The 22,928-nt window shown below is 40.3% G+C and carries 14 protein-coding genes; 2 read left to right on the top strand and 12 right to left on the bottom strand.

Annotated elements, in window-relative coordinates; all coding sequences use genetic code 11:
• Nucleotides 1–53 precede the first annotated feature (53 nt).
• The 5 genes from AACU33_RS10915 to AACU33_RS10895 all read right to left on the bottom strand — a co-directional run bounded on the left by AACU33_RS10915 (nt 54) and on the right by AACU33_RS10895 (nt 8,557).
• On the bottom strand, nt 54–1,775 hold the full coding sequence (locus AACU33_RS10915) for a ShlB/FhaC/HecB family hemolysin secretion/activation protein (RefSeq protein ID WP_096588524.1): 1,722 nt from the start codon (nt 1,773–1,775) through the stop codon (nt 54–56).
• A gap of 329 nt (nt 1,776–2,104) precedes the next feature.
• Nucleotides 2,105–2,566, bottom strand: a complete 462-nt coding sequence (locus tag AACU33_RS10910; protein ID WP_096588523.1) for a hypothetical protein — start codon at nt 2,564–2,566, stop codon at nt 2,105–2,107.
• A gap of 118 nt (nt 2,567–2,684) precedes the next feature.
• On the bottom strand, nt 2,685–3,503 hold the full coding sequence (locus tag AACU33_RS10905; RefSeq protein ID WP_096588522.1) for a CAP domain-containing protein: 819 nt from the start codon (nt 3,501–3,503) through the stop codon (nt 2,685–2,687).
• Between the two features lie 625 nt (nt 3,504–4,128).
• Nucleotides 4,129–6,522 carry a beta strand repeat-containing protein gene (locus AACU33_RS10900; protein ID WP_096588521.1) on the bottom strand — a complete coding sequence of 798 codons (2,394 nt, stop codon included), beginning with the start codon at nt 6,520–6,522 and terminating at the stop codon, nt 4,129–4,131.
• A 658-nt stretch (nt 6,523–7,180) separates the two neighbouring features.
• On the bottom strand, nt 7,181–8,557 hold the full coding sequence (locus AACU33_RS10895; protein ID WP_096588520.1) for a filamentous hemagglutinin N-terminal domain-containing protein: 1,377 nt from the start codon (nt 8,555–8,557) through the stop codon (nt 7,181–7,183).
• 388 nt (nt 8,558–8,945) lie between these two features.
• Here AACU33_RS10895 and AACU33_RS10890 point away from each other — a divergent pair, with 388 nt between their 5' ends.
• Nucleotides 8,946–11,537, top strand: a complete 2,592-nt coding sequence (locus AACU33_RS10890; protein WP_339375918.1) for a CHAT domain-containing protein — start codon at nt 8,946–8,948, stop codon at nt 11,535–11,537.
• Nucleotides 11,538–11,592: 55 nt separating this feature from the next.
• Here the strand turns inward: AACU33_RS10890 and AACU33_RS10885 are convergent, their stop codons facing one another.
• The 6 genes from AACU33_RS10885 to rppA form a co-directional block, all read right to left on the bottom strand.
• Nucleotides 11,593–12,324, bottom strand: coding sequence for a DUF928 domain-containing protein (locus AACU33_RS10885; protein WP_339375917.1), 732 nt, complete (start codon nt 12,322–12,324; stop codon nt 11,593–11,595).
• 395 nt (nt 12,325–12,719) lie between these two features.
• Nucleotides 12,720–14,606 carry a sensor histidine kinase gene (locus AACU33_RS10880; protein WP_096588518.1) on the bottom strand — a complete coding sequence of 629 codons (1,887 nt, stop codon included), beginning with the start codon at nt 14,604–14,606 and terminating at the stop codon, nt 12,720–12,722.
• 28 nt (nt 14,607–14,634) lie between these two features.
• Nucleotides 14,635–15,348, bottom strand: a complete 714-nt coding sequence (locus AACU33_RS10875) for a response regulator transcription factor (RefSeq protein WP_096588517.1) — start codon at nt 15,346–15,348, stop codon at nt 14,635–14,637.
• Between the two features lie 223 nt (nt 15,349–15,571).
• Nucleotides 15,572–18,175, bottom strand: a complete 2,604-nt coding sequence (locus AACU33_RS10870; RefSeq protein WP_096588516.1) for a chloride channel protein — start codon at nt 18,173–18,175, stop codon at nt 15,572–15,574.
• A gap of 546 nt (nt 18,176–18,721) precedes the next feature.
• The gene (rppB, locus tag AACU33_RS10865; protein WP_096588515.1) at nt 18,722–20,050 is read right to left on the bottom strand and encodes a two-component system sensor histidine kinase RppB; all 1,329 of its coding nucleotides are present in this window, start codon (nt 20,048–20,050) and stop codon (nt 18,722–18,724) included.
• 12 nt (nt 20,051–20,062) lie between these two features.
• Nucleotides 20,063–20,800, bottom strand: a complete 738-nt coding sequence (rppA, locus tag AACU33_RS10860; protein WP_096579665.1) for a two-component system response regulator RppA — start codon at nt 20,798–20,800, stop codon at nt 20,063–20,065.
• A 196-nt stretch (nt 20,801–20,996) separates the two neighbouring features.
• Between rppA and AACU33_RS10855 the strand changes: the two genes are divergently transcribed.
• A complete protein-coding gene (locus tag AACU33_RS10855; protein ID WP_096588514.1) occupies nt 20,997–21,740 on the top strand; it encodes a bacteriorhodopsin in 744 nt (247 codons plus the stop codon).
• Nucleotides 21,741–22,235: 495 nt separating this feature from the next.
• Here the strand turns inward: AACU33_RS10855 and AACU33_RS10850 are convergent, their stop codons facing one another.
• Nucleotides 22,236–22,913 (bottom strand): response regulator transcription factor, encoded by a 678-nt coding sequence (locus AACU33_RS10850; protein WP_096588513.1) that lies wholly within the window; start codon nt 22,911–22,913, stop codon nt 22,236–22,238.
• Nucleotides 22,914–22,928: the final 15 nt, after the last annotated feature.

Raw genomic sequence — 22,928 nt, 5'->3', positions numbered from 1 at the left:
CCCGAAATTGCAATTGTAAATTAAAAGCAGAGCTTATCGGTTCATAAAAGCTATTAAAATGGCTGATAGCGTACTGAGAAGTTAAAGCCATTATCTTGCAGCGAACTACCGCGATCGCTTGTTCCAATCAATGGTAAACCATAGTCTGCACGCAATACCAAACCACTAATAGGTTGCCACTGTAATCCTAATCCTAAGCTAGCTAGGGTTTGTGTGTCGGGATTGCGATCGCGATTGTTCCAAACTGTACCAATGTCAAAAAATGGCAATAACTGTAGGGTTTCGACATTCGATGTCAGGGGAATCCGAACTTCTACCCCTCCAACTACCCCATTGTCAGCAACAAGTTGATTTTGACGATAACCACGCACCGTCTCAACTCCCCCTATGCTAATTTTTTCTAGCGTCAGTAAAGAATCAGGTGTAAGTTGAGTGTTAATTTTGGCCAGCATCAAGATGCGGGGAGATAGGCGTTGTACCCATTGAAATTGTCCCACCCAGGAGAAAAAACGCCCATCAGTACCGCTATCGTTGATAGTTGCATCTATGGCATCTATGCCAAAACTAAATTGCGATCGCGCTGCTAGGACAGTGTTAGCATTGCGTTGTAACCAATCTTGGGAAAACCGAATCACCGTCACTCTTGATTTCCCATCTTCGGGGCCTTCGGTAAAAGAGAAGGGAATATCATTGAGTATGAAGGTTTGACTGCGCCGTAAATCGAATGCGAGAGAGAGCGCAAATTCCTTGTTTGGGGTGTAGATTAACGGTTGACGAACGTTAAAAGAAAGAGTTTCAGCTTCGCTCTTGATATTCAATTCCCGAAATTCGCTTTCGATAATGCGGCTGCTACTATTGCTGTAGCGGACACCAATAGTTCCATCTAAGGCGTTGAAGGGAACTGAATAACTGAGATTGTACATATCTAAGCCTTCAGTAATGCCATATTCAGCACTGAATTCATCTCCCAGCCCTAATAAATTATCGTGAGCAACAAAAACACTCCCTTGTTCTGAACCAACGCTAGGTGATTGGTCATTTGCAAAGATAACTCCTGCATGAAAAGCTGGTGATTCAGTAATTTTGACCCGTAAAATATTGCTTCCAGAGGTGCTACCTGCGATTAACTCAGCATTGACTCGTTCAATTACAGGGTCAATTTGTAATAATTGCAGTGCTTCTTCTAGGCTATTTTTATTCAATGGTGTTCCTGCAAAACGCTGAATCCGAGAACGCACATATGCAGATTGCAACCTTTGTAAGCCTTCAATATAGATATCTTCAAGTTCGCCTTCCACAACTTGAATTTGCACGACACCATTAGCAACATTTTGATTGTTGGGAATAAATGCACCACTGGTAATGTAGCCCTTTCTAACATAGAGTTCAGTGATTTGCGATCGCAGTTGCAATAACTGCTCAAATGTAATTTTTTTATTTTCTAGGGGCTGTTTTAACTTAAAAATTTCATCCTTTAAAACAGAATAGCCTTTAACTTGGATTTCTTTGACAAAGAAACTCTCACCACTGGGAAAGATTGTGTCGGGTAGATTTTCTTGTGGAGATGATGGAAGTATCGGGACAGTTGGAGGAGATGTTGTAGGAGGAGGCTTTGGTGATGCTTGGGGTAAAGTTTCTTCCACTTTCCCTGGAGTATCGGGGGGAATTGTTACACCTGATGGGGGTCTCGATTGTGCAAAAGTTGCCATCGAAGTGATACTAATGAAAGCAAGTAATATTAAAGATAGCGTTTGAATCCGCAGGTAAAAACCCATTGTTTATCCATGAAACGTTGAAGTTTTTATACAAAATAATCTTCATTAAAATACCACAATATTTACTTTATAATTACATAAATATATAATTGTCAAACCATAATTCAGCGATTTTAGTAATACTTGATAGATTTCTGAGAAAATAAAAAGCCATTTTTAGCAGCGATCCTTGCTAGAAAATGGCTTTTTGAAACTGTCATGGCATCAGTTACTCTGTAAGAACTGCGCAGATATTGCCCTTGTTTAGATAGCAAAGAGGCTAATAATGATTGTTTTTCAGTTGCCTCAGTTATGATTAGAAGATTAAAGAGTTTGATGTTTATTTTCTCCTAGTAAGTATAGCCCACAAGAAGTTTAACACTGTCTTCTCCTGCGCAATATTTCTGAAAGGCTTTCTCAAAATCTGTGAATTCTGATTCAGGTAGCACAATGCAGCCCATACTTCCCGGTACATTTGCATCTTTATGAATCAGCAAGTCAGAACGGGTTCCTCCATCAATAGTTTTGACTTCAAAGGGTGAAATAGGGTAAGCATTACCTTCTACACCTTTAACATTTCTCAGGTCTACAGGCTTCACTGCAACAGAGTAAAAAGGCAATGGAGGATTTAATTCATGAGTAGCAGGAATTACACCACCTCGAATATTCCAATCTTTTACCCCTTGTTTATCCGCAGTGCTACTTGTAGCCACCCATCTACCCACAATTCCTTTAGTGTCATCTACGAGAAATAATCTACCTCTATTTAGTTGTGAGGTTTCATCTAATGGCATTGTAAAAAATAAAAGCATATTGTTCCTTTTGTTTATTTCTAGAGAGTTTGCTGATGAAGTTGATGGGTACAGTTAGAGATGTCTACCCCACAAGAGATAGACAAATCAAATCTGCACCTCACTCGGCTGAGAACGCTTAAAAAACGCCTTGTCCAGTTACATTTCCGCCTGGGTTGTAGTGACAAACTAGGACATCGTTACCATTACCACTCGCTAAACCACACCCAACTTCGGTTGTATTTCTCCAAATAACTTGAGTATAATGACCCACATCCATCCAATTGCCAGTACTAGAGACATTGGGGAAAGTACCGTTACTGAAATACTGCTTTTCATCACCCCACATATCTACTAGCTTCGTAACGGAAAAGAAGCCAGTACTGCCTTGTGCTAAGTTTTCTCCAGAACCATTATGACTATGTTCAAATGTTCCTGTTCCCGCCAAATGATTTGCCCATTGTTGAGCGCTTGCTGCTAAATTGTCTGACCATTGCAGTGGTGGAATTCCTACTTCGGCTCTGTACCGATTATGAGCTGCCAACATTTCTTGGATTTGAGCGTTCTGTCCACCTTGGCCGCCTTGTCCGCCTGATTCCCATATATCGTTACTGCCTGATGCCCATAAAGCATTATCCGCAGTTTCCGTTTGAGAACCTGCTCGGTAAACTACAAGATTACCGTCATCTTGAATATTAAAAAAAGCTCCAGGGTTGTTCCATGTATTACTAGCCCATCTTGGTGAACCTGAAGTATCATAAAGAACTAAGTTCCCATCAGTTTGCATGATCAACTCACGGGGTTGAATTCCCCAAGTATTCGTTGCCCAAAGAGGTTGAGAATTGCGATCGTAAAGAACAACATTGCCATCAGATTGCATAATAAATGTGTGCAGGCTATTATTTGATTGCAGACTTTGTCCTGGGTATAGACTTTGACCTGGAAAAAGAGTTGTCATATTGCCTCCAAAGTATTAAGTAAAAGGGATTGGGGATTAGCGATCGTGTAGGGAATAATCATTTGAAAATTAGAGCTAGTTTGCTTTTCATAGATTGCTAAGAAGTAGTAGACATAATTTTCTCTGTTGAAAAATAGAACCTTGAGAAAATGCGATTTTTAGCTTGTTGACTAACTCTTTCGCTCTTTCTTAATAGCAATAATATTCTTTGTTAATTAGTTATGCATCTACCTTTTCTGCTTGTTTAATTGCAGTATTAATACCTGCTGAATACATGAATGCGATCGCCTAATTGCAGGAAAATGCATAATCAATATACAAACAGCACAACGACTGTAATTTAAAGAAAAAGCTGCCATACAAAAAGCATTGACAGCGTGATTGGCAATAATAGGTAATTAACTGGATTTCTAGTACTATTTGGTAAAGATAATTTTTAATGCAAAAAAGAAGAATTTATAACATTACAACTACTTTTTTTGTTAACTTTATTTATGCTTTATTAAACCACTTTGCTACTAAGCGATCGCGCGATCCATCAAATTCCTTCACCCACATCATTAAAAGTTGAGAACAGGGTTTTTTCTAACTCTATTTTTGAGGAATCTTTGAAAATAATTGTCCTTTAACTACAAGTTCGACTTAACAGTAATTGCCCATCAGATAATCGATATAATCCTTGTGGTTCAATGATGGGATCGCCTTTTTTCCAAGTCTGCGATGTTGGTTCAACATTACGCACATCACCAGTTGAATACGTAGAAATTAAGACATCGCCTGGACTATTACGTAAAGCACCAGAACCTGTGATGGTAAAAGAGTTTTCTTGTTTTTTACTGCCGCGTGCAATGCAACTATTAGCAATCAGTGCGTTGGTGTCAATGACGTTTGGTGATAATTGGCTGAAGCTGTTTTGAAGGGAACTGTTATCCGGTTGATTGAGATTTATTGCACCGGAAATGCCTTGTTCGGAACTGGCAGTAATATCACTTTTATCGGTTGGTTTTGCACGGGACTCGATACCGAAGATACCTTGGGCGTTGATTTGAATGTTGCCACCATTTCCAGCGAAGGCATCAGCGCTAATGTCGCTATTTTCGTTGGGAATCGCCACGATGAACTTGCCATCAAAGTTGATGTTGCCGCCATCACCACCAGCAAAGGCAGTTCCAGCAGTGGTGGAGATTTGACTGCCGTTACGTAGTAATAGTAAATCTTGCACATTTAGGGTAATATTCCCACCTTTACTACTGCGGGTTTCGGCGGAAATTTTACCATTATCCAGAGTGAGGGAGCCTGCGGTAAGTTTGATATCGCCACCAATTCCTTCTCCCTGACTGTTGGTAGAAATAGTTGCCCCATCTCGAATCTTCATAATTCTGGGGTCGATGATTATACTACCACCTTTGCCAGTGGAATTTTCACTGGTGCTAGCAAAGAGTCCGGTGCCGCTACCTGTTATGGTAATATTTTCACCGACATTCAAGTTAATGTTTCCGGCTTTTCCACTACTGGAGGTAGAAGCAGAGATTTGAACCCCATCGCTGAGGGTTAGTTTTTGGGTGCTAATCTCAATATTACCTGCATTCCCTGTATCTGTGGTTTCTACAGCCAGTTTCCCTTGTCCACTAATGTTAATGGCTTGGGGGGCACTTACGAGTAAATCACCACCATTAGCACTGCCAGAAGTAGAAGCGGAAATCTTTGACCCTGGTGCTAAGGTCAAGTCTAAGGTGGATTTATTATTATCTGATTGTAACCTTAATGTGCCTGCGGGTGATTCTCCTTGGGTTTCCGCAAATACACCCACAATTCCCGCTAAGTTCATCTTGGAGGCGTTAAGGCTAATACTGCCACCACCTGAGCTATTCGTGGCGGTGGCGGTAGCAGTGGCAGTAATCCGGGCAGTATCTGATAAAGTTAAAATTGGTGTGGTAACGAAAATATCTCCGGCTTTGCCTGCACCGCTGGTTTCCACAGATAGGACAGGGACAAAATCTTGGACACCGATGCCGAGGTTTATTTCCTTGGCTGCATTCACGGTAATTGTACCGCCATTGCCACTGCCTTCGGTGAAGGCTAAAATTTCTCCACCACTGGCAACAGTTAAGGTATTAGTGTTGAGTAAAATATCTCCGGCTTTTCCAATGCTGGAGGTACTGGCAGAAATGTTACCACTGTCCCTGACAATTAATTTGTCAGTATTAAGTATTACAGTACCACCGTTCCCTGTACTATCTTTTGTGGCTTCTCCACTGATTTTACTAGTGAATATACTGTTTGTTGTTGCGGTAGTAACTTTTCCGTAGACTTCTATATAATCCTTAGCATTGATTTGCAATCTACCTGCATTACCTTCACCTTCAGTCAATACTGTGACTGCACCTCCATTTCTGACACGTAATCTGTCAGTTTCTATGGTGATAATTCCCCCAAAATCCCCTTGGGGTGGCTTTGTACTTTCATCGTTATCTACTTGAAAGCCAGCAAATATACCCCCCTGAAAGAAGTCTGCTTTACCTGGTGTATCATAGATGTCGATATCAGCAGCGCGAATTTTTAAATTGCCTGCATCACCTTTACCGAAGACAGCGACTTGGATTTTCCCGCCATCACCAATACTTAAGCTTGGGGTTTCGACCTTGAGGTTTCCCCCGTTACCTTCTCCTTGGGTATTGACTTGAGCAAACAAGCCGGCAGGATTTATAATTAGTGGTTTTGTTGGGTCTGAATTGGTTGAAGAGATTTTGCCGTAGATTTCTACAGACTCAGAAGCTTTAACGGTGACATTACCTGCATTTCCTTTGCCATTCGTCGCAGTTCCTACTTGGGAGCTTATAATCACCAACTTTTTCGTCTCGATGGTTAAATTTCCGGGATTCCCTATGCCTCCGAAGGAGACATCAGCACCCATACTACTATATGTTCCAGGCTCTTCTGTGCCTAGAACTTCTACTAATTCAGTGGCTTTGATGAACAAGTCACCTCCATCTCCTTGTCCACGCATATCTGTACTCATCCATGCTCCATTAGTGAGGGAGAGAGAGCCTGAAGCCGTATGTTCTGTGTATTAAGTAATGGCGATGGTTTACACACTTGTGACAAGCGATCGCAATTAAAATCTTGCCAGGCTTTACCTTCAGTTTCTAGAGTAAATTTCCAGCCAAAAACTGGTGATTTTTTGAATACAAGATACTATTAACCAGCTATTTATCACTATTTCAGCAATTTTGAATAGCATTGGCATTCAATAATTTTGCGATTATAACTGAATAGTGACTTGCCACCAGCCTATGAGCTGCACTCACACATAAGAACGGCTCATCTACCCAATACTACAGGTTGCTTACCTTGACCATATATAGTTGTGTCAAAGTATGCCCCATTGGTGAGGGAGAGAGAGCCTGAAGTCGTATGTTCTGTGTATTAAGTAATGGCGATGGTTTACACACTTGTGACAAGCGATCGCAATTAAAATCTTGCCAGGCTTTACCTTCAGTTTCTAGAGTAAATTTCCAGCCAAAAACTGGTGATTTTTTGAATACAAGATACTATTAACCAGCTATTTATCACTATTTCAGCAATTTTGAATAGCATTGGCATTCAATAATTTTGCGATTATAACTGAATAGTGACTTGCCACCAGCCTATGAGCTGCACTCACACATAAGAACGGCTCATCTACCCAATACTACAGGTTGCTTGCCTTGACCATATGTAGTTGTGTCAAAGTATGCGCCATTGGTGAGGGAGAGAGAGCCTGAAGTGATACTAATGTCACCTCCATCTCCTTGTCCACGCATATCTGTACTCACCCGTGCTCCATTAGTGAGGGAGAGAGAGCCTGAAGTGATAGTAATGTCACCACCCTGACCCATTGCTCCAGTATTCACCCAGCTATAAGCACCACTACCAAAATCGCCTGCTCCGTCAAAGGACACTGCGTCTCTCGCTGTAATAGTGATATTTCCGGCATTGCCTTGACCATATATAGTTGTGTCAAAGTATGCCCCATTGGTGAGGGAGACATTGTTTGCAGTGATGTTAATATTCCCTGCATTGCCTTTACCTCTACCGCCAACTATATTTTCAACAGTGCTCGCATCCAGGTTAATAGCTTCTGTGGTGTTGAGGTCAATGTCTCCCGCTTGAGCATCCACAGATCCTGAGTCTGTTGCAATACCTGCACGAAGACCTGTTCCTGCTCCTGTTCCCGTGAAGTTGCGTGCAGTAATGGCAATACTGCCGCCGCCACCAGAACTAACATCTACAAACGCATCATTCTTGATCGCCACATCATCTCTTGCCACATTAACAGGAAAACTCAAACTACCATCGTTATTCAAACCAACGGTTCCTGATGCTGAAACACCTCCTAATTCAACTTGTCCTCCGGGTGCTAGTAACTGCCCACCATCAATATTTACAGTCCCACCCACCAAGGTTAAAGTCTGACCATTAGGAACCTGTAAACTCGCTCCCTGGACTTGAATCGCCCCCGGATGGTTGCCATACTGCAACCCTACAGGCACACTCACCATCAGTAATGAAGGCGCTTGAGGATTTGTTGCACTAAACAATTGTTGATTTCCAAACTGCACTCCATTAGCTGTTGTCCCGACAAAACTTCCTTGCACATCTAAAGAAGCATTCTGCCCAAATACAATTCCATTGGGATTAATCAACAACAAATTTGCTGTACCATTTACACCCAATGTCCCGAAAATACTTGACCCATTTCCACCTGTTACCCGCGTCAATATATTTTCTACCCCAGTGGGGTTGGCAAAATACACACGTTGCCCATCTTGGATATTAAACTCGCTGAAACTATGAAAAAGATTGATGTCTCGTCTTACACCACCGTCAATTGTGTCACTCAGTACGCCATTAATTATCTGATTTTGATTGAGTCGAGAAGCTTCTGCACCGAGAGTGTTATCGGGTGTGATTTGTCCTTGAACTGGTGAAGCAAAGATGAATGTAGCGGATATTAAGTGTAGATAAAAAATACTTTTAAGACTGAGTTTTTCTGGCTGATGTAATCGATGCATAGATAAATTACCTGGGATAAAATTAAAATCCTTGATATTTCTGATGTCAATGTTTTTTCTTGGTTGCGCTCCGTCTGATTTAGACTATCATTCAAGAAATATCAGCAGATAGCTTGATTTTGCATATATGAATAAGAATAACTGTTGTGATCGCATTTTCAACATTCAAATTAAAAATAAATATTGCAAATTATTACTTTCTGCACCGCAACAGACCCATATATTGTTGAAACTGGGAAACCTTTGCCAACGAATAATTTATTGCTTTACTCAGCAATACCAAAAACTAAATTTTCATCGATTTACTAAATTATTTTTTTTGCTAACTCTTATAATTTGTTTATTGTTTGGACAAGTCGTATCTGCACAATCTCCAAATACAAATGTAGTGATTAAACAAGGAATTAAAGAGTATAATTCCGGCAATTTTTTCAATGCTATACAGAATTGGCAAGAGGCACTAAATCAGTATAAAAATAACCCGTCAGCTACGGCGGTTGTGAATGAAAATTTGGCGCGTGCTTACCAACAAATAGGAGAAAATAAAGATGCGATCGCATCTCTAGAAGCAGCAATTCGTGACTATGGTGTGGTGGAAAATATCCAGCAAGTTGGACGCATGAAGTCAGAATTAGCACAAGTTTACAGCGATTTAGGACAACCTCGCAAAGCGATCGCGCTGTTGTGCGGTCAACTGGTAGATAAATCGAAATATCCAGTCAACCAGAACATAGAATGCACTTCAGACAGTGCTGCACAAATTGCTATCAAATATAATGACAAACGCGGACAGGTTGCAGCTTTAGGGATTCTTGGTGAAGCTTATCGCTTAGTCGGTAGTTATGACCAAGCAATTAAATATTTAGACGCAGCGCAACAAGTTACTCCAGAATATCAATTTTTGGTGTTCAATAGTTTGGGTAATGCTTACAAAAGTCGCGGTCAATTGCGAGAGTTACAAGCTGATTCTGCAAAGAAGGCTGGTATTTCTAGTAAAGAACAAGAATTGACGCAAAAATCTCTAGATGACTATAAAAGAGCTTACCAATATTTTCAGGATAGTATAAAATTCGCCCGCAATCAAAAGCAAGCTGTAGCCGAGATGCGGGGATTATTAAATTTAATTCAGTTGGCTTCCCAGACAAATAAGAATAAATTTATTAATGATGAGGAGTTTAACAAAACTCTTCAAGATGCTTTAAAAGTTCTCGAAAGTTTGCCCGATTCAGCAACAAAAGTCTATGGAGAAATTGATTTAGCATACTTGCAGCGCAATAATAAAGGAACTTCACTTTTTACCGACTGTCCAACTCATCTGATTTTATCTAGTGAAAATGAAGCATTGAATTTGTTAGAAAATTCAATATTAACAAGTAAAAAAATCCAAGATAATCGCCTAATTTCCTATTCTAATGGTGCTTTAGGACATTTCTGGGAATGCCGCAGAGATAATAATAAGGCATTAAAGTATACCCAAGCTGCAATTATTGCCGCAGACAGCAAGTTGAGTGCAAAAGATAGCTTGTATTTGTGGGAGTGGCAAGCAGGACGCATTTTAGATGCACAGAATCAAAAACAAGAAGCGATCGCATCCTATCAGCGAGCATTTGATACTTTAGAAGATATTCGTCAGGATATTTTGACTGCTGAACGGGATGTACAGTTTGACTTCCGCGATGTCGTCAGACCATTGTATCGAACATTGGCACAGTCGCGGCTAGAGTTGTTAGGAGTGGGAGCAATTACAGACGAAGGACGTGCCAAGGAACTATCAAAAGTAGTTAACACTATCGATGCCCTAAAACTTGCAGAATTACAGAATTATTTTGGCAATGATTGCATTTTGAGTGGGTTGAATCCTAAATTAGTAGGCGAACTCCTCGAAGAGAATAGTGTCGCGTTTAAGAATAGTGCATTTTTGAGTTCAATTATTTTAAATAATAAAACTGGGATATTATTGCAGTTACCCGATCGAGCAACCAAATTTAAGTGGATTGAAGACCCCAATCAACAAGGTACAACTAAAATAGTTAGCAGCGACACTTTAGAGAAAAAAATTGCTGAATTTCGCAAGGGACTAATTAGCAAGGAAGAAATTAACTACGACACGACAATTGCGGCACAGCTTTATGATTGGATAATTCGCCCTTTTGCTGATGACATCAAATCACAGAAAATCAAAACCCTAGTATTTATTCAAGATGGGTTCTTGCGTAGCGTGCCAATGGCAGCACTTTATGACAGTCAACAAAAGAAATATTTAGTCGAAACCTACGCAGTTGCTACAACTCCCAGTTTACGACTTACCAAGCCAACACTACGCGATCGCAGTATACAAAAGGCATTAATTTTAGGTTTAACGCAAAAGGCTACAATCGACAGTAAGACTTTCAATCCGCTTTTTGCTGTTCCCAATGAAGTTAGTGCAGTTGAAAGTATATTCCCCAATTGTACCCCCCTGATTGACGATAACTTTACCTCTAAGAATTTTCAGCAACAACTTGAGAAAACCCCATATTCGATTATCCACATAGCTAGTCACGCTCAATTTGGCATCATTCCGGAAGACACCTTCATTGTCACAGGCAAAAACCAAAAACTAACCATCAGCCAATTAGAAACATCTCTGCGAAACCTCAAAACCAAATCCGATAATATCGAACTTCTGACATTGACTGCCTGTGAAACCGCAGTTGGCGACGACCGTGCCACACTAGGATTAGCTGGAGTTGCATTGCAAGTTGGGGTTAAAAGTGCGATCGCATCTTTATGGAGTGTCACCGATGAATCGACATCCGAACTAGTCAAAACATTTTACACAAAATATCGCAACACTAGTGTGAGTATTGCTCAAGCATTGCAAACAGCCCAAATTAGAATGATTAATGCTAAAAAATTACCGTCATCTGAAAATTTGAATCCCTTATACGATCATCCTGCATATTGGGCACCAATGATTGCGATCGGTAATTGGCTTTGACCCTAGAATTTTGACAATCTTAACGCGAAATATACCAGTTTATTTGCATAACAACTTAGATTTTTTCGCTGGCAATCTTCTGGAGATCGTCAATTCGCTGCTGAATTTTTTTGATATCTATGTCGCTACCTGTTGGTATTTCTGACTGTGCGAGTTCGTTAATTAAAGTTGCTCCAATTTGACCCAATTTACCAGTATCTGTGGCTTTCAATGCTTCTCCTAGTGCTTCATACCAAAGCTCATTTTGAGCATAATAATTTACACTGTCTGGAATGGTAGCAAAGCGCTTCTGAGGAAGTGATTGAGGGTTGATGACGGTAAATTCTGCATGGTTAATTATTGTGTCGTTGTTGCAGTCTATTGCTATTTGCCATAAATATGTTTTACCTACTGTTAGTTCGGGATAATTAAGAGGAAGTTTTAGCTGATTAATTCCAACTATTGTGGGTATTTCTTGAAATTTCCCGATTTGTTTGACACTTTTTGCACCATCCAATTCAAACAGTCGGAATCGCACATTTTGGGAACTTGACATATACCAAACTAAGATTGGACGTGTAGAAGCAGTTTTACCGATAAATGTCACAGGTGCAAGCTGCGTCATGGAAATACCATTACTTGAACATCCTCGCGAACCACCTGCACGGCTATTTCCGCTAGCGGGTTTGCGATCGCGTGGCTGAAACTGCGCAGATACAGGAAACGCAGTCATCAACAAAAGCAATCCCACAACTAAGCTGGTAAATCTGCGGCTATTTCGCCAAAATGTAATATGTTGATGTCTCATAGTACTGTTGTTGGTTGTATAGTTATCTCACGGGGCAAACGCGCCAAAATCCGCGAAAAACAAAAATCATAGCTAGTTACTTACAACATCTAGAGTTTTACGTTTTTCGGAAAAAAAATTATAATTAAATCTAATCTTTGATTGAAATATAGCGATTCTCGTTGGAATGCAATATAGAGTAAGGGTACAGAAATTCTGTGCCCCTACCCATATGTCACATTTTTTTCCAAATGTGAATCAGTTGTGAAAAATATCTATTGTAGCTGTTAACTGTTAACCGTTGATAGTCAACAGTCAACGAACTTTTATGCAATCTTTCACAAATCATTTACGATTGCTGTATTTGTATTTTATCTAACAGCTAACACCCTTAGTCTGCTGGAAAAATCTGAAATTTAAAATTTTTTCATAGGTGTCCAACTCAGTTCGCAGATAGTGCCGCGAGGAAAAAGCGATTCCCTCCGAAACTCTCCTCCCAATTGTTTGGCTAGCGTTTTAGAGTTTTTTGTGCCTTTATTTTCTAGCTTTGATTTAATTCCTAAACCGTTATCTTTGACAGACAACTTGTATTGATTTTCACTATAAATACCCGATGCTTGAACGCGCTTAACTCCTTTGGCGTGTTTACCAACATTACATAAAGCTTCTTCCAAAAATAGACATATTTCTCGTTTATCTTCCCAACTTAAATACTTCTCATCAATCGGTTCAAAATTACGAACTTTAACTTTTAAGGTTTTAAAATTTTCAAAATTTGGGCGTTCTAAAGTAGTAGAATAAACTTCATATAATAAATCGTGCAATGGTCGCTTTAATTCGAGGATTAATCCACTACCTAAACGCAAACTCTCTTCTTTAGTTAATGCTTCGAGTTTGAGAAAATCGCCAATTTCTCGAATTTCTCGATCCAGCTTTTCAAATTGTTCAACTAATTGTTCGTAAGGGATATCTTGAGCACGCAGATGTTGTAATCCATAAGCTAGAGTTTGTAAGGGGCCATTATGAATGATAGTAAAAGTGTGTTGAATTGTGTTCTGGCGTTCCTTAATTTGCGATCGCAAGAATCGATCGTGTCGGTAAAATGCAAAAGCACTTAAACCCAGACCATTTACAGCTAATATCAGCAAGTTAGGTGCTACAGGAATCCATATCCCCCACAACCACAACATCACATACCCGCAGCTAAACAGACAAAATCCGGCTACAGCAACACTCAGTAGATTTTTCCACACAGATTGAGTCAGTCTGCCAATCGCAATTGGTAACAAACCACAAATGAATATCCAGGCGTACTCTCCCATATCTCCCCAACTGTATAGCATGGGGCGACCATCGATTACAGTACTAAGGACTTGACTAATGACATGAGCGTGATAATCAATGCCATAAATTTGACCGCTTAATTTTAAGCTTGGCAACGCAGATGTATAAAAAAAATCACCTACGCTCATATTACGATTGCCAACTAACACAATGCGATCGCGCAACAATTTCCCATCAACTTTATCATTGATAATATCGAGTAGCGATACAACATAAAAAGGCTGGGAATTGTTGCGGAAGTTCATCAAGATTGACAATCCGCCATCATCAACATTAACGTATCCACCAAAATTTTTGGTGATGCGGGGTAATTCAACCCGATCGAACATAATTGTATTCGGGTCATTTTTACCTGTACTGATATTTATTGCCTGGTTTTGCAAGTAGTTATTAATTAACCGTAGCGCTAGAGAATATTTATCTTCGTTGACATTTTGCGGATTCGGCGTATACAACAAATAGCGTCGATTTTTGCTATCCTCATCATTCGGTAAATCAACAAATCCAACTTTTTGGGGTAGCAAACTTCGGGGTGGTGCAATTTCTCCAGGTGGTAATATTTTTTCAATACCAATAATATTCTGATTTTTCTGTAATACTTGTGTGAGTTGTTCGCCACCTGGTTCGACAGGAACGTTTTTAAATATATCTAATCCAATTGCTAACGGTTGATAGGTTTCTAGCTTAGTAAGTAACTGTGCAATTTTTTCATCTGGAACGGGGTATTGTCCAACCGATTGAATATCCTTTTCGTCGATACCCACAATTACGACACGTTCATCGAGTTTTTCTACTGGACGCAGACATAACATCGTATCAAGGAAAATCCATTCTAAAGATTGCATTCCTCCAGCTATACGTATCAATATCACCACAACCAGCACCATTATTCCAGGCGGTGCAGCTTGCGACCACAAACCCAGTTCTTGGCGAATGAGATTCCAGATTCTCCTTTGCATCTCGTTTTCGGTTTAACCATCCTGCATATTAATCAATTAAACCTTCTTCACGAGAACGAATTTCGGTTTGGATGCGCATATTTTTACCGCTTTGTTTGCAGTCTTCTGGATATACCCCCAACACATCCTGAATTTTCGTCCAGTAAGCGCGTATTGCTCGTTCTGATTTATACATTCGCTCGGCGATCGCTTTATCTGTCAAACTCTCTTCAAAAGCCAACCGCAACACCTCTAACCATTCGGGTTTGAGTTCGATACCAGTTTTGATGTCTTTGGTATGAGTGCCACCCTGAAGTGCTAAATTAACTCGTATGAGCATTTCCGCTTCAGGCAATCCTTTGTCTGCGATCGCAAACCCAGCTTGATGATTATCAATTTCGTGTTTAATCCGAATTAACGCCTTGACATAACTTGTTTGCACGACGAAATTGCAAACAGGATATTCTTTGAGTAAAGTTTGCAACAGTTTAATTCCCGTATCAATTTCTGCCGTCTCCCCTTGCTGATTAGGAATCGACAAATCCATCACAATCAGGTCAAACTGATGAGGACATGGAAGTAGAGTCAGTAGCTGTTGGGCTGTCTGAACCTTCTGTATATTCGCTTCGGGATAGTTTCTACTTAAGACATCAAAAGTTCCGGTCAAAATTAATTCATGGTCATCGACAATCAGAATATTTAACTTTTTATCTACTGGTAGATGCCCATAAATTTGATATGTTTCTAAGCTTAGTACTGTCATAATATTCTCCCTGTGTTAAGTAAGATGAAATTTTTTATTGTAGGAATATAAATATTGAGGTATGTGCTGATTCTAACTGGAGAGCAAGTTTTAATCTATGCACAAAAGTGCAAATCTAAATACAGGACTTTGTACATTGCCGCAAAAAGAGCGATCGCACTTCTCTACCCATATTTGAAGACTAGCTGCTACGGCGTTAAAAACGGGGAATCCTACCAAGCATTTATGCGGTGGCACTGCGTACCAAAATAACTGTGCAATTACTTCTACGAGAAATATTTTCAGGAATATTGCCATTAATCGCCTGCTTGAGAAGACTTTCACGACTAGCACCCAGGATAATCACATCACTATGGTCTTGTTGGGCGCAATCAATGACAGCCTCAGGAACCGAACTAGCACAGACTGGTGTAGCAGTTATCTGACCATTAACTCTCGGCTGAAGAAAGCGAACACAGTTGTCGAGCAATGTGGTATCAGGTTGAGATTCAGTAGGTTTGAAAACCTGATATAGCTTAATCGCAGGTGATGAACTTAGGGAAGTCAGCGCAGGTAATAGCTGAATTGCTTGGCTAGAGTTGGGGCCACCTGCCATTGGTAGCAACCAACGCTCAAAACCTTTATGGTCATTTAATTTAACTAAGACAACATCACAAGCAGCCTGGCGAATGACGGTATCAACAACTCGGCTGAAAACTCTACCTGGAGTTGAAGTATTGCCTTTCCAACCCATGAGTACTAAATCTATATGTCGCTCTTTAACAGTCTCTAATATTGCCCCTGCAACATCATGGGCAACTCGAATCTGTGTATGCACAGGAATTCGCCAATCTTCTCCTAACTGTACAGCCTGTTGCAACAGACGATGACTTTTGTGGGTGTTCACTGGTGTTTCAGAGGGAGTGCGATCGCGTGGAACTATAATTACTTGCAGACATTCGATTTCGTAATTCTTCTGTTTAGCAATCGCTGCTGCCATTTCTAGTAAGGTCTCGGCTGTCTGTGGATGGGACAATGGCACTAACAACCTGCCTTTTCTAATAGCCGGAGCGCGAGTTTGGTAAATTACATAAGAAGGTTCTAATGTCTTCGTTGGCTCCATTTTGTCTACATTGCCATTGAGTCGCTCGGCTTCAACACGAATAATATCAGTACGTGTAATAATTCCTACAAGTTTGCGACCTTCTGTAACAGGTAAACAGCTCAAGTTATAACGGTTAAGTAGATGTAAAACATAAGCCAGGGTAGCCGTGGGGCTGACTGTAACTGGCTCTGGTGTCATAATTCGATCGATCGGTGTATCGCGAGCTAACTGCTGTGAGTTAGTATTTACTACATCTTTTTGAGTAACAAGTCCAACTAGTTTGCCATTCTCGACAACTGGGAAATTGCGATGATGAGAATGGGAAAATGCCTGTACTGCTTCATCAATACTCATTTTGCTAGAGAGAGTTTCGACACGGCGCTGCATCACATCTGCGGCAGTTAACTGGGCTAAAAGTCCCTCGGCAACGGGTTCTTTTTTAATATGAATGCCCTTCCATTCGAGTAGCAGATCGTAAAGCGACCTATAATCTATCTTTTCTGCAACTAAATAAGCAACTACAGACACAATCATTAACGGTAGCACCAAATTAAAATCTGTGGTCATCTCAAACACAATGACAACAGCAGTAATTGGTACCTTAGAGACAGCACTAAAAAATGCAGCCATACCCACATGGGCGTAGGTTGTGGCTGCACTCATTGCTAGCAAGCTCTCTTGCATAGCACCTACTAGGTAGCCAAGGGCAGCACCTAAGACTAAGGTGGGAACTAGTAACCCTCCTGGTGCTCCAGAACCGTAAGTTAAAATAATTAGGCTAAATTGAACAATAAAAGCGATCGCAGCCAACAATGAATCACTACTACCTGTAAGTAACATATCTCTCAACCCAGCATGATTGCGAAAAGCTACAGGTAAAAGCGCGATAACAATACCAGTAATTAACCCAACAATTCCAATTCGCCAGGGTAAACTTAGGCGTAGCAAGCGGCGGTTAACTGCCAAACTCGCAATCACACTTTTATTAAATAGAATTCCTAGTAACCCAGCCAGAACTCCCAAAATCAAGTAGAAAGGGATTTCCTGAGCAAAGAATGTTGTATGTGTAACAGCTAAATTAACGTTCAGATCTAGGCTGTGACTGCCATAGAGCCGAGAGATAACTGAAGCAATAAAAGAAGCCAGAATTGCAGTGCCAAGGGTAATACCTGAGACATCTTGGAGTAGTTCTTCCACTACAAATAAGACACCTGCAATCGGCGCATTAAAAGCTGCGGCTAACCCTGCGCCAGCCCCAGCGGCGATCAGTTGACGACGATGTTCTGGGGAAGTTGGCACCCAATTACTCAGTTGATTGGCTAAAGCCGCCCCAATTTGCACAGTCGGCCCTTCCCTCCCTAGAGGCATTCCCGAACCAAGCACTAAAGTGGCACTGACTAACTTAACTAAAGCAATCCGCAGATTCAACGGCATCGGTACACGAGCTAGTACCGCCTTCACTTCCGACATCCCACTACCTGATGCTTCTGGTGCAAAGCGCTCTACTAGCCAACCAGCTAAGACTCCGCCTACTAGGCCAATAGCAGGTAACACCAAATAGGCAGGCCAAAGGTAGGAAATATGAACTCGCCATGCTCCTGCCCAGTCTACTGCTTGCCCTAATACAACTGCTGCCAACCCAGACACCAAACCAATCGCGCAAGCTTCAAAAAAAGCCAAGCGTCTTGGTTGCAGCATCTGGCGGTAAAGCCTCAACCAGAGAATTTTTCCCCTCACAAACATAATTTTTAGCGATCGCTCTTAATAAGTGATGGTGTTTTAGTTGTTCAAATGTTTTTTCTTCTATCAACAGCGTTTCATAAAAAAATGAAATTTAAATGAAATTTGTATATATCAAAAGATAGATGTAAAATATCCGAATTTAACTGTCTATGCCAATTTGAAAACTCACCATAATAGGGAGTACGATCGCCCCAAATGTCAGCAATGCTATCACGTGTCTGTTTCATCTTTTTACCAATTTTCTACTCATAATCTTGTCTACTGACTTGATGAATATTTCCAGTCAGTAGCATCAGCAATAACTAATTGTAAATAACAGAAATAATTAGTACTTTTCTAACTTGTTGGTCAAACTAGCTGAGGTCGGAAAATCTCCAGATAACAACACATAACTAAATTTTTGGTGGTAAAACATCTTTCCCAAGTTATAGTTAATTACAAATGAATTAAGTGACGAAAATTCCAGAATTTGGCTGAATAATGTAAAAATATATTATTAGAAAATTTGTTTTGCTTTGTTCAGTGCTAAAAAAAGTAAATTTCTAGCTATAGAGGTAGGCGGACTGTAAATTTACTCCCAAGTCCAGGTTGACTTTGAAGATGAATACTGCCTTTGTGTGCAATAGCGATCGCTATTGCTATAGCTAAACCCAAACCCGAACCACCAGAGGTGCGAGAGCGATCGCGATCGACTCGATAGAAGCGATCAAAAATTCGCGCTTGATGTTCAACAGCAATGCCAATTCCTGTATCTTGAATTTTGATAATGGCGTAATGCTCGCTAGCTTCTAAAAAAACTGTAACTTTTCCTCCACTAGGTGTTGCTTGAATGGCATTCATAATTAAGTTAGAAAATAAGCGATAAAGCTGTTCTTCATTGCCCATGACATAAATTTTTTTGCCAACTATCACTTGCTGAGAAAGATTTACTTGAGCCTCTACAGCTAAAAATGCTAATTCCTCAATTAAGTCGCTAATTAAATCATTTAAACAGCAAGATTTATATTCTCCTGTAAGTTGTTTTTGGTCTATCCTAGTCAACAGTAATAAATCTCCGACCAATTGCGACAGGCGACGATTTTGACGTTTGAGAACATCTAAAATTCCACTATTTGATTTTGGTTCTTGCTGTAACTTAATAGCAGCTTCAATAGTAGAATACATGGCAGCTAAAGGTGTGCGAAACTCATGGGCAGCATCAGCAGTAAATTGTTGCATTTGTTGATAGGAATGATATACAGGTTGCATTGCTCTCCCTGCCAACCACCAACTTGATAAACCAACAAAAATCATGGAAATTGGCAATCCCAAAATTAAAGTAAATCTTAAATAATTAAGATGTTGGTCTAAGTCACTGAGGCTGCGTACTACTTGTAAATAACCAGAAAGCTGGTTTTGAGTATATAAAGGTAAAGTGATTTGACGGTATCTAGCGCCAGAAGAATCTGTGAGGATTTGCCATTGTTTTACTGGTGCAGCCATCGGTAAATTATTAAATGACATACCTGCAATGGCAAATAGTTTTTCTGAACGATCTAATAAGCGTATATAGTAATTAACTTGATTAGCCTCTTCTGCTATTGGCTGCTTAATAATAGTTGTTTTCGGCAAACAGTTTGTGGGAGTTAAACATAATTTTAAGGAAACTTCTTTAGCCAGTTCTTCTAAATGTCTAGGTTGTTGCCAAGCTGGTTCAATACTTTTATGTATTGCCTTTGCTACTGATTCCAAACCCCGATCTATAGTTTCCTGGTAAGCATGGGCAACTACACTATAAACTCCTAGCCCAGATAAGCCTAAAATACTACCCATTACGATTGTGTACCAAGCTGCTAGGCGTAAACGAGTCTGGTGGAAAATGGGATTGTGTTCCATATTTATGTAACTTTATAGTGCAGCTTGTTTTTCGGTATGAATGTTGAGGCGATAGCCTACACCATAGATAGTTTCTATCAAAGATTCGCTATCTTCTTCTCCTAATTTACGTCTTAATAAGCGAATTTGTGCAGCTACTACATTGCTACATGGTTCTGCACCAATTTCCCAAAGTTGATTAATAATTTGGTCGCGACTAATAATTTGGTGAGGATGCCGCATGAAATATTCTAATAATTGGAATTCTTTGGCAGTTAAAGATAATAATTGCTTCTCCCCATTTGGATAATGTCGAGTCAGTTCATGAGTAATGTAATTGAGAGTTAGACAACCTACTTGTAAGCGTCGGGGTTGAATTTGGGGTGTAAATGTTGTGCCTACATAAGAAGCACGGCGTTGTAATGCCCTTAATCTGGCTAGCAGTTCTGCCATATCAAATGGTTTCACCAAATAGTCATCAGCACCGCTATCTAGACCAATAATTTTTTCCTCCATGCGGTCTTTTGCCGTTAACATCAAAACAGGCAGAATTAATTGCCGCGATCGCAACCATCTACACAACTCTATCCCCGAAATTCCTGGCAGCATCCAATCAAAAATCCCTAGCGTGTACTCAGTCCATCCAGTTTCCAGATATTGCCACGCCTGAGTCCCATCAAGAAACCAATCAACTACATAGGCCTCATGAGATAGGACTTCTTTGATTGCTGCGCCTAAATCTGCTTCATCCTCAACTAATATCAGCCGCATACTCCACTCAGTGCTAAAAGCCTTCTTTAATTACGCTGGCACAAAAAAATGAAATTTTTATGAAATTTCTCTGCTGCTTAAGAGATGAATACTTCTTATCTCAATAGTCAGAAGCAAGCACCACAGTTATTCAATAAACTAATGTCACAACTATCAATAACATAGTTGCCACAAAAAAATTTTCGTTGGTAATAATATGACTCAATTTTGGCTGTGGGTTGGCTTTATTGGCATGGTCATCGGCTGTATTTATTTTGGCATGAAAGCATCTGCCATGAGACGTAGGGAAGGAATGGAGTTTCCTCTCGAAAGCTTTTTCATTACACTATGGGCAGCAGCACTTTACCTGACAATGATTCTCGGTGAAACAGTAACGCCAATCAATGGACAAACAGTTTTCTGGGGACGTTATATAGACTGGGTAGTTACAACGCCATTGCTATTAATGGAATTGGGTGTCATCGCCGGATTACGCCCTAAATTAATTGCAGGCGTGATGGGTGCAGATATTTTCATGATTGTTACTGGCTTTATCGGTGCTGTGGAAGCTCCACCTTATAACTATCTTTGGTGGCTAATTAGTACAGGTTCTTTCTTAGCTATCTTAGGCTCTCTTCTAACTGAATATTCTGCTAGTGCTAAGAGAAGAAACGGTAGAATCAACAGTTTATTTCAAACCCTACGAAATATCCTAATTGTGTTGTGGATTTGCTATCCGATTGTTTGGATTCTCGGTGCTGAAGGCTTCCATGTGATTAGTGTTGGTTGGGAAACTCTGTGCTATTCAGTTTTAGATGTCTGCGCTAAGGTAGGTTTTGGTTTTGTTGTTGTATCTGCTGGTAATGAAACTTTAGCTCAAGCTAGCAACAGCGATCGCATCATGGAAACTGTTCACTCTTATATGCAGAGTGAGGAAAGAGAACAGAGTCCTTATCGATAAAATTTTGGGTTAGGTGTAGCTGACAAAAAGCTATTTTTTTCACAAATTGTATTACGCACCATCATCATATCTATAGCTGGGCTAATGATGGTGTGTTTGATTTATGCCGTAATTAAACCTAAAGCAGAGAATGAGTAACGCTGCTACTTAGCAGAGGCTTTTGCAGATCCCCCCTATTGAATTAGTAACAGTTGTAAGACAAGCGATCGCTTATTTAGTAGGGTAAACGGCACTTTTGATGTTTATTGTGGTTCAGGAAAAGGATAAGGAGAAAGGGTGAACTCAAACCTTTCCCTTTATCCTATGAACCAACCTGCATTAGGAATACTCCTATCGCTCAATACTCTAGCCTGATTGATTAATAATTAAATCTCCAAACTAAGTAATTAAAATGTTTGGAGAAATTGTGGTGTTCCAAAGGAGTTATTCTTTGTAGAACTTTAACAATTAATTGTGAAGCTAACGGGTAAATATCAGGTAGAAATCGGGTATTTCCTAAATCTGCTTTAAGCGATAGCCTAGTCCATGAACGGTTTCAATAAAATCGTCAGGAGCACCTATTTCTCGGAGTTTATTTCTGAGACTCTTAATGTGAGATTTCACAGTTTCTTCACTAGGTGGATCGTTCAGTGACCAGATGCGTTCAATAATTCCGGTGCGGCTGAGTACCCGCCGACCGCTAGAAACCATAAGTTCTAAAAGGGCAAATTCTTTGGGTGTGAGGTGTAGGGGTTGTTCAGCATAGGTGACTTCATAAGTGCTGGAATTTAAATGCAAATCGCCCCAACTCAAGCCTGAAAAAGATGTAGCGCTTTGATTGCGGCGTAACAGTGCGCGAATGCGAGCCATTAATTCTGGCATTTCAAAAGGCTTTACCATATAGTCATCTGCCCCGGCATCTAAGCCGGTAACTTTATCAGCCAGGGTATCGCGTGCTGTTAACATCAGGACTGGTAGGCTGTGGTGATGCGATCGCAAGCGTTGACAAAAACTTACACCGTCTAATTTAGGTAAGGTTATGTCTAGCACCACTAGGTCATATTCCAACCCCTTAATAAAATCCCATGCTTCTTCACCGTCTTGGGCTACATCCACCACATATTGACGGTCTGTGAGGGCTTCCACTAGCATTTCTGCTAATTGCACGTCATCTTCGACTACCAAAATCCGCATTTCTCAAATATTGAT

Origin of the sequence: Calothrix sp. NIES-2098 (assembly GCF_963875125.1) — a bacterium.
Taxonomy (GTDB): Bacteria; Cyanobacteriota; Cyanobacteriia; order Cyanobacteriales; family Nostocaceae; genus Aulosira.
Note: the sequence above shows the minus strand (reverse complement) of the source record. Positions and strands in the feature narration are given on the sequence as shown.